This is a genomic window from Kribbella sp. CWNU-51, assembly GCF_054073265.1.
This window is the reverse complement of the sequence record NZ_JBSXMZ010000056.1, coordinates 1-11,967: the sequence shown is the minus strand read 5'-3', so window position 1 is coordinate 11,967 and position 11,967 is coordinate 1. Positions and strand designations below refer to the sequence as shown.

Here is an 11,967-nt window from a genome sequence, read left to right as displayed (position 1 = left end):
ACCAACGGAGAGAGGCGCGAAGGCCAGGGACGAGGCACGAACGCAATGATCAAACAGAAGGGCCGCTGGCAGATGATCCACGAACACCTCAGCGCCTGACGCGGGCTGGACCGGGGTCGGCCCGGGCGACTAGTTGCCCCTGGCCACAGTGTCAGCCTCGAGTCCAGATCGAATCCACGGCGCTGTGGCGGCCAGATCAACCGCTCACAACCAGCAAAACGGCAGGATCCAGCGACCGACTCAAGATAAGCGGCGAGCTGGTGATCCTCGGCGCGGACGGCCGGGTGAGTTTCGACGCGCTGCAGCAGCGTCTCGTCACCAGCCCGGCGAAGGCGCGTGCGAAGGCTGCCGAGCTGCCGGCCTCGTTTGCCGCGTTCGATCTGCTCGCGGCCGGTGGGGTCGATCTGCGGACCCAGCGCTGGGCGGTGCGCCGCGAGCGGCTGGAGCAGGTGTCGCGCGGCTGGGCGCCGCTGCAACTGACTCCCGTGACGACCGATCTCGACGAAGCCACCGAATGGTTCGAGGTGCTTCCAGCCGCGATGGGCGTCGAGGGACGGTCGTGAAAGGTGCAGCCACCCGCTACACCCCGGGCCGCCGTGACGCCTGGGTCAAGGTCAATTCTGTTGGGGTGAAGGGTGCTCAGTCGTTGACCGGAGCATCAGCTGCCGAGGTCAGGCGCCGAGTCGAGGCGTCGTGGCGGTGAGCGACACGTGTCGTGCACGAGCAGGGATTATCTGGATCGGTGGATCTTGAGCTCGCGCGGACGGAGGAGAGTTGCGGGAAGCACGCGCGGCCGGGCGGGTCGCGGTATCGACCCGAAGTGGGATTAGCCGCGCTGCTGCAGTCTGCCGCGATGGCGACTCAGTCAGTCAGGGCGCTCAGGACCGGTGGCGGTGGCGGTTGCGACCAGGATCATCTGGTTGTCGGTCGTGTACGCCGTCGGGCTCCATCCGCGGGAGCGCAGGTCGGACTCGAGCTCGTCGACGCCCCAGTACCGCTTCAGCACCATGAATTGGCGGCCGTCGGCCAGCTGGCGCTGCTCCGGGCGCCCGCCGGACGGCGGAGGCGAGGGCCAAGCCGCCCGATCATCTGCTGGAACTCCACCGGCAGCGCTGTCGATGACGAAGACTCGGCCGCCGGGTTTCAGCGCAGACCGGACCCCGGACCAGAACTCTGCGAGTCGATCGTCGGGGACGTGCGAAAGCCAGTAGGTGAACATCACCACGTCATACGCCGCTGGCGGGGGTTGCCAGCCGAACAGATCGGCCACTATGTATTCGGTGTTGAGTCGTGCCCCGGCGAGTCGTTCGCGGTTGTACTCGATCACCTCCGGTGAGGCGTCGACGGCGGTGACGTGTTGGGCGTGTCCGACCAGGTGCCGGGTCCACAGCCCGGTGCCGCAGGCCAGCTCGAGCACCCGTCCTGTCGGAGCGAAATCTCGCAACGCTGTCTCCGCTTGGGCGACGTCGTGGAACCACTGCCGCTCTAGCTCGGGTGGCAATGCATACCGCCCTCGACGGACCCACCACTCGTCGTACTCTCCGGCGCGCGCCCGGTAGTACTCGATCTGCTCGGCGATGGCTTCGTCCACCCACGCCACGATAGAGCCCAAGTCATGCCGCGGCGAGGTCGAGCATCTGCCCGCCCGGGCCGGTGCAGGCCCCGAACGCCGCAGTGCGTGGCTGGTGCGGGCGGCTATGTCGGTCTGGTGTTCAGCTGAGTCATCAGCTCGCGGTTGGCGGCCCGGTCGGCGGCGAGCTCCTGGTGCGTTCCTCGAGCTGCCGTCGCAGCTCCATGAGCTGTTGTTGGAACGAACGCCTAATCTGGACACCTGCCCGCTGCCAGCCACTCAGCGCGGAGAAGGTGTCGCGCACAAGCCGGCCAATCACCTCAGCGCGACAGTGCGCAACATGCATTGCGACCCAGATGAGAGGTCAAACATCGCGAGACCCGCGGGGTCGTCGTCGGCGGGGTGCTGGGCTCGATCACCCAGCCCGAGGTCGTCATCGCCGGGCCCTACAACGCCGAGGCCGAGCTGGTCGTGGTTGTCGGGCGCACCGTCCCGCTCAAGCCCGAGCAGTCGGCGCAGCTCGCGGGCGTACTCGCCCCCGCGCGGGGCGGACACCCCTGGCCGGACGAGATCGCGTCGTACCGGTGGGGTGGCCCCGACTCGAAGAAACCGTTGATCAAGGTCGAACCAGCCGTCGTGGTCGAGGTCACCGCCGATGCGGCAACCCAGGCCGGACAGGCACGTCACGGGATGCGCTATGTGCGGCTGCGCCCGGATCTGCGACCCGACGACCTGCCCACCGTTGCAGGGGGGTTGGCGGTGGCTGATCGGGCGTGGATCGTGGAAGCGTGGAGATAGACGCGGCAGTGGTCGAGCTGTACGGGCTGGCGCCCGAGCAGTTCGTGGCTGCCCGCAACCAGCTGGCGAAGGCGGTACGGGACCGCGGTGACGAGCTGGCCGCGGCAGCGATCGGTGCCCTGCGAAAGCCCACGATCGCCGCGTGGCTCGCCAACCAGCTCGTCCGGGCCGACCCCGACGGTATTCATGCGCTGACCGAGCTGGGGGAGCAGTTGCGGGAGACCTATCTGACCTCGGACAGCGCCCGCCGGCGCGAACTGACCCGGCAGCGCCACGACCTGGTCCGCCATCTCGTCCGCACAGCGAGCCAGCGACCTGCCGGCGGCAGGCGTGTTACCGCCCACACCGCGGAGCGGCTGACCGAAACCCTCGACGCCGCATTGGTCGACCCCGGCGCCGCCCAGTTGTTGCGGACCGGGCAGCTCACCAGCGCGCTGCGGCACGTCGGGTTCGGCGTCGTCGACGAGAACGGCGACCCGGCGCAGCTCGCCCCGATCCGGCCCCGCGTCGTCCGCCGCTCCCAGCCTGCGGCCAGGACGCCGGCGGCGAAGCCTGCGAAGCGGGCCGCCGCGCCGACCGCCGGACGGGCCAAGGTCGACCGGACCCTCGCGCAACGCCGCGCCGCGCAGGAGGCTCGCCTCGGCGCGGCCGAATCCGACTACGCCGCTGCCGAGACCGACCGCGACCAGGCCGAGCGGGTGCTCGACGCGCACCAGCACCGGCTCGCCGACCTGCAAGCCGACCTCGACCGGCTCAACGACCAACTCGAGGAGACCCGCCAAGCCCTCCGCGACGCCCGCAAACACCTCCCGCGACTGCACCGCGCGTTCCACCAGGCCGCTCGCAACGCCGCCGCCATCCGGAAACGCCGCGACACAGAGCAGCGACGCCTGAACGCGCTGGAACACTGAGCCGGCACCTTGTTCGTGTGAGGCTTGGTGCATGGCAGCCGATCAGGACGATGAACCGGGCGAGCTGCCGGTCGATCCACTGCTCGGGCAGCCCCGGATGGTCGACGACCCTCGGATCTCTATCACGCAAGCAGCCGGTGTCCTGGGCAAGAAGCCCGCGCAGGTCCACCGGTTTGTCGCGCTCGGCCGGCTACCCCGGCACGGCCCTGGGAACAACGGCCGCCCGCTGCTGCTGTCGGAGGTCGAGGCGCTGCGCGACAAGGGTGAACCGATGCCGCTGAAACACGCCACCCACAGGCTGGGTCGATCCCTCAGGGCCACCCTCGAGCTCGTGGCCGACGGCCACCTGCCGCTCGTGCCCGGCACGAAGTCGATGGTCTACCCGGCCGACCTCGCGGCCATCACGGCCGCGAAACCCCAGCTGCCGATCCGGCGTCCCACAGGCCCTCCTGGTTACCTCAACACCAAACAAACGGCAGAACGCCTGGGGCTCACCGCCATCTACGTGACCCAGCTGGCCGCGGCGGAGAAACTTCCGGCCGTCTTCCAGGACCGACAATGGTGGTTCGACCCCGACCGGATCGAGATGATCCGCCGCGCGCGACGGGCCCGGCGCGACCGCGTCGTCGGCCGGCCGCTCGGGGCGCCGCGGCGGCACAGGGCGGTGAAGGGCTCAGGTCAGTCGATCGGGTTCGGGTGACAGTTCTTCCCCTCCCGCCAGACCCAGATGAGACCCGACACCGGCCGCTCGTACGACAGTGGCCAGCCCGCCGGGTCGCCGACCCTGCGATGCATCCGTTGCGCGGCGCGGATGCATCCGAGGAAGTCCTGCTCGTAGTACTGCCACTTGTCGCTGGGATCGCCCTGGAGCCGGATGACCGGTCCCCGGTCGGCGGCGGCCATCAGAACTGCTCGGCGCGGCGCAGCTCGGCCTGCGGGATCCAGGAGACCTTGTCATCTTTCCCCTTGACCCGTCCCAGCCAGGTTCCGTGTTCGAAGATCCAGGCGTCCAGGAACCCGGCCGGCTGCCAGGCCTTCTCCACCGGCACGGGCGGGTCGACGCGCCGGACGTGGTCCGGTGACCGCGGCCCGTACACGTCGTACTGCAGCTCCAGGTCCGCTGCGAGCCGATGGGCGGCCTGTTCGGACAAGCCTGCTCCCCGGCTGCCGTTCGCCGCGTTGTCCCACACCGACCAGTCCTCTTCGCCCGAGCCCTCGCGCACATTGAACCGACCAACCATGACGCCAGGATGCCACATATTCGAACTGGTGTTCTAGTGACCTGGGCGACAGTCGCTGACGGTCAAGACGGCTAAACGCACGGCTATCTCGGCGGCCTGGGCCCCAAGCCGCAACCGGAAGGTCGAACGTACACTCATGCGCGCGGCCAGGCTTGCTGCAGCGCCTCGCCCGGCCGAGATGTGACCCGGCAACCACTGCGCGACACATGTCCGCCAACTGATCTGCGACAGGCTAGAAATCTAGTTACTGGGACGCCGGCCGACGCACGGATCTGCCGATGTGAGGGCGTTCAGACGGGGCGGCGCGCGGCGTGTACGGTTCTAGTCCTGACATGACCGCGCGGTGGTCTCCGGAGAGCCTGCGTCAGTCAGTAGCGGATCAGGCGCTGAGCTTGATCCATGTCCTCTGTATCGACGTCGCTGTGCCAGCTGCTACGGACCTGCCACCGAGTGGTTACGCCGTCCGGACCCCTGCAATACGCCTGTGGACAGGGCTGACTCGATGAGTTGCCGGATTGCCGTTTCCATTCCCGGCTCAGCGGCGAACAAGATCCGCAGATGAACTTCGTTGCAGGCGCGGTCGGAGCGGCCGCGCATGTGCACGCTGACCGACTCGGTCCCGAGTTCGGTCACATTCGGACCGGGTCGGCGGTACAGCCGCGGGACGACGCCGAAGTCCGTCGCAACGGCCGGCGCGCCCGATCAAGGACTGACGTCGTCACGGGTGGCGGCCTGGTCGGCAGCGGCCGGTGCCCTCGTGATTTCCGCAACCGATCAGCGGCTTCTCCGATGCCGGGCGGGTTCGGCCGACACAGGATCGAAGGCACACCAGCTGACGCTCGAGGACGCGCGGACGGCGAGCCATCGCACACGGAGGAAAGTCATGTCATCGGGAGCAATCACCACCAACGACGGCGTCGAGATCTTCTTCAAGGACTGGGGCAGCGGTCAGCCGATCGTGTTCAGTCACGGCTGGCCGCTGTCGGCCGACGACTGGGACAACCAGATGCTGTTCTTCCTGCGGCACGGGTATCGCGTCGTCGCCCATGACCGCCGCGGTCACGGCCGCTCCACCCAGACCGGCGACGGTCACGACATGGACCACTACGCCGACGACCTGGCCGCGGTCGTCGAACATCTCGACCTGCACGACGCCATCCATGTGGGCCACTCGACCGGCGGCGGCGAAGTCGCGCGCTACCTGGCCCGGCACGGCGAAGGCCGCGCCGCCAAGGCCGCGCTGATCGCAGCGGTGCCACCGCTGATGGTGAAGACCGACGCCAACCCCGACGGCCTGCCCGAAGAGGTCTTCGACGACCTGCAGGCACAGCTGGCGGCAAACCGCTCGGTGTTCTATCGCGCGCTGTCGTCGGGACCGTTCTACGGGTTCAACCGGCCCGGCGTGGAGTCCTCCGAGGCGATCATCGACAACTGGTGGCGCCAGGGCATGATGGGCGGGGCGAAAGCCCAATATGACGGCATCGTCGCCTTCTCGCAGACCGACTTCACCGACGACCTGAAGAAGATCACCCTGCCGGTGCTGGTGATGCACAGCGAGGACGACCAGATCGTGCCGTACATCGCGTCGGGGCCACGGTCGGCGGAGCTGCTACCAAACGGGACGCTGAAGACGTACAAGGATTTCCCGCACGGCATGCCGACCACCCAGGCCGACGTGATCAACGCCGACCTGCTCGAGTTCTTCAGGTCTTAGCACCCAACCCGTTCTCACGCCCAGGCTTCCCAGCGGCTTGGAGGTGAGAAGCCTCGGGGGTGGAGTCGTGCCCCAGACCTCCTCACCGCTGCGCATCGAATGAACGAAGAAGCCCGGCCGGTCGAAGCAACCGCGCCATGCCCGGTTCGCAAAGCCTGGGCTACGCATGCGCCGAGCCTTGACCCTGGACGGCTTGTCGCCAGCAGCCTGCGTAGCCCAGGCTGCGACGCTTCCGTCCCGCGGCCAGCCGCCGGAGGGAGCCTGCTGTCGAGGTCTACAGCGGGGCGGCTGGCCGCGGGGCGCCCGATCCTCCAGGGGTGGGGCCGACTTGACCCCTCGAGCTGATCGAGATCCGGACGCTCGACGGCAACACCCAAGAGCTCATCTACCGACCAACCCCCATTGACCTTCCCGCCGAAGAAGTTTGAGCTAAGGCCTGGTCGCTGTGGGACGTCCGCATCTGCCGCGATCAGCGCTGTCATCCCGAATTGAGTGCTTCCGCCCGCATGGCTGATAGGAATGCTCGCCAGGAACGAACACAACCCCGACGACTGACGGGGCCACACGTGAAGGAGGACGTCCTGGCGCCACCATCGCCCGTGGTGCGGGAAGGACGAGGTTCCTCACCGGGCGTCGCGAGGAGCACAATGGTCCCTTGGATCGAGGGGATCGACGTGCGGTTGCGATTCGTAGCGGCTGTGTTGCTCGTGATTGCCGTGATCGCCGGTGCGTTCGCGGTGACGCGGATCGAATCCCTACGCGACGGAGTGCTCGTGCTTGCCGGCGGGCTGGCGCTCGCCGCCGTCGTCGGCGTGCTCGCCCTGACGAGGGCCCGGCAGCGGCAGGCGATGCCCGAGGTTGAGCGGTACTTCAGGCTCGCTCCGGAGATGGTCATCCTCGCCGGATTCGACGGCTACTGGAAGCGTGTGAATCCGACCGTCGGGGCGGTTCTCGGTTATACCGAGCGCGAGGCGCTCGCGCGGCCGTTCATGGAGTTCGTCCACCCGGACGACCGCGCGCGCAGCGAGGAACAGGCACGCCGCGTGATGGGAGGTGCGACGGCTGTTTCGTTCGAGAACCGAATCGTTTGCAAGGACGGCTCCTACAAGTGGATCGAGTGGACGGTCACGCCCGTCCCGGAGGAGCGCGTGATGTACGGCATCGGGCGCGACGTCACCGAGCGACGCCGCAGCGAGTGGGAACAAGTTGCGCTTCAACGCATCGCGACGCTCGTCGCGCAGGAAGCTCCCGAAGCTAACGTATTCGACGCGATCGCCGAAGAGGTCGGGCGGCTCCTCGGCGCGGAAGAGATTCGGATGCTCCGCTTCGACAGCGGCACAAGCGCGGTCATCGTAGGCAGTTCGGGGCGCGCAGACGCGTTCCCGGTCGGCTCGCAGCAGCATCTGGAAGGCGAGTCCGTTGCCTTGCGGGTGCTCCGGACGGGGCGACCGGCACGGTTCGACGACTACCGGGCCGCGGCCGGGCAGGACGCCGAGACTGCGCGCTCGATCGGCGTTCGCGCCGTAGTAGGTGTTCCTGTCGTGGTGGAAGGGCGCCTGTGGGGCGCGATCAGCGCCGGGTCGACCCACGAAGCGCCGTTGCCACCGGATAGCGAGGCGCGTCTCGACAAGTTCACCAAGCTGATGGCAACTGCGATCGCCAACGCCGAGGCGCGCGCAGAGGTGCACCGACTCGCTGACGAGCAGGCGGCGCTGCGACGGGTGGCGACGCTGGTGGCACAAGGGGCATCGCCCCAAGATCTCTTCGAGGCCGTCGCCGAGGAGGTCGGCTGCCTGTTACCCGCCGGGGGCGCCACGATGGGGCGTTTCGAACCCGACGGCAGCGTTACCACGGTCGCTTCGTGGAGCACCACCGAGGCTGCCTTTCCAGCCGGCAGGCGGTGGCCGACGGAGGGCACGAACGTCGCGTGGATGGTGCTCCAGACGGGCCGGGCCGCTCGTCTCGACGACTTCTCAGCTGCGACCGACCCGATCGGCAACGCTGCGCAGGAGGCGGGCATCAAGTCGGCGGTTGGAAGCCCGGTCGTCGTCAAAGGCTATCTCTGGGGCGTCATGACGGCTACGTCGACCGAAGGGCCGATGCCGCCGGGTACCGAGGCGCGCCTCGCTTCGTTCACGGAGCTCGTCGCGACGGCGATTGCGAACGCGGAAGGTAAATCCGAGCTCGCGGCCTCGCGCCGTCGCATCGTCGCGGCATCGGACGAGACTCGCCGCAGGATCGAGCGCAACCTGCATGACGGCACACAGCAGCGGCTCGTCTCGCTTGGATTGGCGGTGCGCGCGGCGGAGGCGGACCTTCCCCCCGAGCGAGACGACCTCCGCGCCAGGCTGTCCGACGTGGCCACCGGCTTGGCAGCCGCGGTCGAGGATCTTCGGGAGATCTCGCGGGGGATCCACCCGGCGATCCTCTCCGTGGGTGGTCTCGGCCCGGCTTTGCGGTCTCTCGCTCGCCGTTCCGTGATTCCTGTCGACCTCAAGATCATGATCGACGTGCGAGTGGCGGAGCCGATCGAAGTGGCGGCCTATTTCGTCGCCTCAGAGGCTCTTGCCAACGCGGCTAAGCATTCACAGGCGTCGCGCATCGACGTCTCGCTCGAGCAGCGCGACCAAAGCCTGTTGCTATCCGTTCGCGACGATGGCGTTGGCGGAGCGGATACCGCCCGCGGCTCCGGGCTCGTCGGCCTCATGGACCGCGTCGAGGCGCTCGGCGGCTCGATTCGCGTCGACAGTCGGCCGGGCAACGGGACGCAGATCACGGCTGAGTTGCCGCCGCCGGTCGGATAGCCCGCGGCTGGGCCCGCCATGCCGAAGGATTGCCAGCAGGCGGCGCAGCGCCGCCGCGGCCAGTCGCCCCACGTTCGGCGACGGTCGTTCTTGATGCGTCGGCGGTGATGACGGTGCTGCGCCCGGACGACCGGGCGACCGGATGACCGGACGCGCGGGTGAGCGGGTGAGCGGGGTGGAGCCGGCGTACGCCTTGAGCGCACGTGGATCGGCGAATCAGGTCCGCTCGTCGCTGGAGGCGGACGTGGGATTCCGCGTCGACGTCAGGCTGCCGGCGGAACAGGCCGCCGGCCAAGAGCAGTGCCTCCGGCGGGGGCCTCACGACTCCGGGATGACGGCCCGATCGGCCGGCACTTTGGTCGGGGTTCGGGGTCGTGGGCGTAGTTGACGATCACTGACCACCCTTCGCGCGCCAGTCGGCAGGCAGTGGCTCGACCGATCCCGCGCGTGGCCCCTGCGACGATCGCCACCCGGCTCGCAGGTGAGCCTCCGGTCGACGTGGTCATGCTCGGCGGTCTGCGGCGAGCGCCAAGTCGTCGCAGCAGGGAGTTCCCGTGCCGTGCCACTGGTTCTAGGGTGACAAAGTGGCAGCTGTCCGGGAGCCATTCAGAGGGCGGACGAGGGAGCGTCACCAGCTGGACCGTCTACTGGACGGCGTGCGCGGTGGCGATAGCGCTGTGCTCGTGATCCGGGGCGAGCCCGGCATCGGCAAGACTGCGCTGCTGCACTACTGCCTGCGCCAGGCAGCCGGCTACCGGACCGCCCGGATCACCGGCGTCGAGTCTGAGCTGGAGCTACCGTTCGCGGCGCTCCACCAGCTCTGCCGGCCGATGCTCAGCGACCTGTCGATGCTGCCGGAACCGCAGGCGAACGCATTGCGAGTGGCGTTCGGATTCTCGGCGGGCAGCACGCCGGACCGCTTCGTGGTGGGCCTGGCCGTGTTGACCCTACTGACCGAAGCGGCTGCGTCACGTCCGCTGGTCTGCGTGGTCGACGATGCCCAGTGGCTCGACGAGCCCACTGCCCAGGTCCTGGGATTCGTCGCCCGACGCCTGCTGGCCGAGCCGATCCTGATGCTCTTCGCGGTCCGCGAAGCTGGCGACAGTCACCTGTTCCCCGGGCTTCCTGAGTTGACCCTCGAAGGGCTCACCGGCGAGGACGCCCGTGTATTGCTCAGCGCCACCGTTCCGGGGCACCTCGACGACCGGGTCCGCGACCGGATCATCGCCGAGACGCGCGGTAACCCTCTGGGCCTGCTGGAGCTGCCGCGAGGCATGAATGCGAGCGAGCTGGCCGGAGGCTACGCCCTTCCGTCTTCGAAACCGTTGTCCGGTCAGCTACACGACAGCTACGTGCGACGAGTGAGGGCCCTGCCCGGGCCGACGCAGCAGCTGATGCTGCTTGCCGCCGCCGACCCCACCGGCGATGCCACGCTTCTGTGGCGCGCCGCGAAGGCGCTGTACGTGGGTCGGGAAGCGGCCGCGCCGGCCGACCGCGAGCAACTGCTCGAGATCGGTTCGCAGGTCCATTTCCGACACCCGTTGGTGCGCTCGGCGGCCTACGCCGCGGCCTCGGCCGAAGACCGGGGAACCGCGCACCTCGCTCTGGCGACAGCGACCGACGCCGAGCGAGACCCTGAGCGCAGGATTTGGCACCTCGCGGTCGCGGCCACCGGACCCGACGAAGGGGTCGCGGCCGAGCTCGAGCGAACCGCGACTGCTGCGCAGGCACGAGCCGGGCTGGCCGGCACCGCGACGTTCCTCGAGAGGGCGTTCGTGCTGACCGCCGACCCGACCCGGCGCGTCGACCGGGGCATGGCCGCCGCCACAGCGAGCTTGCAGGCAGGCGACCTGGACCGGGCGCGCTCTCTGGTTGCTGAGTCCGCCGCCGGGAAACTCGACGCCCTGCAGCAGGCTCGCGTCGAGCAGCTCACCGGCCAGATCGAGGCAGCCTCCCGGCCCGGCGGCGAGGTACCGCTGCGGCTGCTGGAGGCGGCACGACGGCTCGAACCGCTCGACGTCGGGCTCGCGCGTGAGACTTATCTGCAGGCTTGGTGGGCAGCCCTCCTTGCCGGCCGGTTCGCAACCCCGGGTGGCGACCTGCTGGAGGTCAGCCGAGCGGCCCGCGCTGCACCGCGGCCTGACGCCGCGCGGCCGTGCGACCTCATGCTCGACGGGTTGGCGACGATGATCACCGAGGGGCGACAGGCGGCTGCTCCAACGCTTAACACGGTGATCGACCTCTATATGGCAGACCAAGTGTCCGATGACGACTGGATCCGGTTCGGCCGGGGCGCGACGTGCTCCGCGATCGCCCTATTCGACTTCCCCCGATACCAGGCACTAAGCGACCGGCAGGTCGCACGGGTCCGGGAGTCCGGCGCGTTGGCTCAGCTTGCTCTATCCCTCAACCTGCACTCCAACGTCGTCGCGTGGCGCGGTGACCTGGCGGTGGGGGAAGCAGTCGTCGCCGAGCTGCGCTCCGTAAAGGACGTGACCGGCATTCGGATGGGTTCGTACGGCGGTCGGCTGATAGCCGCTTATCGGGGCCATCCGGACGAGCTCGCCGCGATCGACGACGAGCTCGCGGCACCCGATGACGGGTTTGCCGCGGACGAGGTCCGTTACGCCGCAGCCTTGTTGAACAACGGGCTGTGCCGGTACGCCGAGGCCGTCGACGCCGCTCGCGACGCGACCCCTGTCTGGTCGTTCATGCAGCCGTTCGTACTCAGCGAGCTGATCGAGGGTGCCGTCCGGACTGGGCATTCCGACCTGGCGTGCCAGGCGCTGGACGAACTGACGACGTTGGTCCTTCCAGGAGCGGACTGGGTAGTTGGGCTAGAGGCACGCGGCCGCGCCCTAGCCCGGCGCTTTCACGGCTATGGATGCTGAGGCTGTGTTGGTGAACTGAAAGGTGCTCCTGACCAGCG

At 68.8% G+C, this 11,967-nt stretch carries 12 protein-coding genes; 8 read left to right on the top strand and 4 right to left on the bottom strand.

Features of this window, described 5'->3' with window-relative positions; genetic code table 11:
- A partial coding sequence (locus tag ACXC9Q_RS38940) for a nuclear transport factor 2 family protein (protein WP_457061806.1) occupies nt 1-99 on the top strand: 99 nt, incomplete at its 5' end.
- Nucleotides 66-563, top strand: a complete 498-nt coding sequence (locus ACXC9Q_RS38935) for an ATP-dependent DNA ligase (RefSeq protein ID WP_457061805.1) — start codon at nt 66-68, stop codon at nt 561-563. The genes ACXC9Q_RS38940 and ACXC9Q_RS38935, both read left to right, overlap by 34 nt.
- A 302-nt stretch (nt 564-865) precedes the next feature.
- On the opposite strand, the gene ACXC9Q_RS38930 is transcribed toward ACXC9Q_RS38935, so the two are convergent.
- The gene (locus ACXC9Q_RS38930) at nt 866-1,591 is read right to left on the bottom strand and encodes a class I SAM-dependent methyltransferase (RefSeq protein ID WP_457061804.1); all 726 of its coding nucleotides are present in this window, start codon (nt 1,589-1,591) and stop codon (nt 866-868) included.
- A 381-nt stretch (nt 1,592-1,972) separates the two neighbouring features.
- Here ACXC9Q_RS38930 and ACXC9Q_RS38925 point away from each other — a divergent pair, with 381 nt between their 5' ends.
- Genes ACXC9Q_RS38925 through ACXC9Q_RS38915 form a run of 3 tightly spaced genes read left to right on the top strand, consistent with a single transcriptional unit; the run spans nt 1,973 to nt 3,979 of the window.
- Nucleotides 1,973-2,368, top strand: a complete 396-nt coding sequence (locus ACXC9Q_RS38925) for a hypothetical protein (protein WP_457061802.1) — start codon at nt 1,973-1,975, stop codon at nt 2,366-2,368.
- Nucleotides 2,359-3,279: a hypothetical protein gene (locus ACXC9Q_RS38920; protein ID WP_457061801.1), complete on the top strand. Its 921-nt coding sequence runs from the start codon at nt 2,359-2,361 to the stop codon at nt 3,277-3,279. Before ACXC9Q_RS38925 ends, ACXC9Q_RS38920 begins: the two co-directional genes overlap by 10 nt.
- A gap of 31 nt (nt 3,280-3,310) precedes the next feature.
- A complete protein-coding gene (locus tag ACXC9Q_RS38915; protein ID WP_457061800.1) occupies nt 3,311-3,979 on the top strand; it encodes a hypothetical protein in 669 nt (222 codons plus the stop codon).
- Here the strand turns inward: ACXC9Q_RS38915 and ACXC9Q_RS38910 are convergent.
- Nucleotides 3,958-4,182 (bottom strand): hypothetical protein, encoded by a 225-nt coding sequence (locus ACXC9Q_RS38910; RefSeq protein WP_457061799.1) that lies wholly within the window; start codon nt 4,180-4,182, stop codon nt 3,958-3,960. The two genes, ACXC9Q_RS38915 and ACXC9Q_RS38910, sit on opposite strands and share 22 nt — an antisense overlap.
- Complete coding sequence (locus ACXC9Q_RS38905) at nt 4,182-4,520, bottom strand: hypothetical protein (RefSeq protein ID WP_457061798.1); 339 nt, start codon at nt 4,518-4,520, stop codon at nt 4,182-4,184. The genes ACXC9Q_RS38910 and ACXC9Q_RS38905 overlap by 1 nt, the downstream gene beginning before the upstream one ends.
- Nucleotides 4,521-5,403: 883 nt before the next feature.
- Between ACXC9Q_RS38905 and ACXC9Q_RS38900 the strand changes: the two genes are divergently transcribed.
- Nucleotides 5,404-6,234 carry an alpha/beta fold hydrolase gene (locus tag ACXC9Q_RS38900; protein WP_457061796.1) on the top strand — a complete coding sequence of 277 codons (831 nt, stop codon included), beginning with the start codon at nt 5,404-5,406 and terminating at the stop codon, nt 6,232-6,234.
- Between the two features lie 647 nt (nt 6,235-6,881).
- Nucleotides 6,882-9,038 (top strand): sensor histidine kinase, encoded by a 2,157-nt coding sequence (locus ACXC9Q_RS38895; RefSeq protein ID WP_457061794.1) that lies wholly within the window; start codon nt 6,882-6,884, stop codon nt 9,036-9,038.
- Nucleotides 9,039-9,301: 263 nt separating this feature from the next.
- Here the strand turns inward: ACXC9Q_RS38895 and ACXC9Q_RS38890 are convergent, their stop codons facing one another.
- A complete protein-coding gene (locus ACXC9Q_RS38890) occupies nt 9,302-9,544 on the bottom strand; it encodes an SDR family NAD(P)-dependent oxidoreductase (protein ID WP_457061793.1) in 243 nt (80 codons plus the stop codon).
- 78 nt (nt 9,545-9,622) lie between these two features.
- Between ACXC9Q_RS38890 and ACXC9Q_RS38885 the strand changes: the two genes are divergently transcribed.
- Nucleotides 9,623-11,929: an AAA family ATPase gene (locus tag ACXC9Q_RS38885; protein WP_457061792.1), complete on the top strand. Its 2,307-nt coding sequence runs from the start codon at nt 9,623-9,625 to the stop codon at nt 11,927-11,929.
- Nucleotides 11,930-11,967 lie beyond the last annotated feature (38 nt).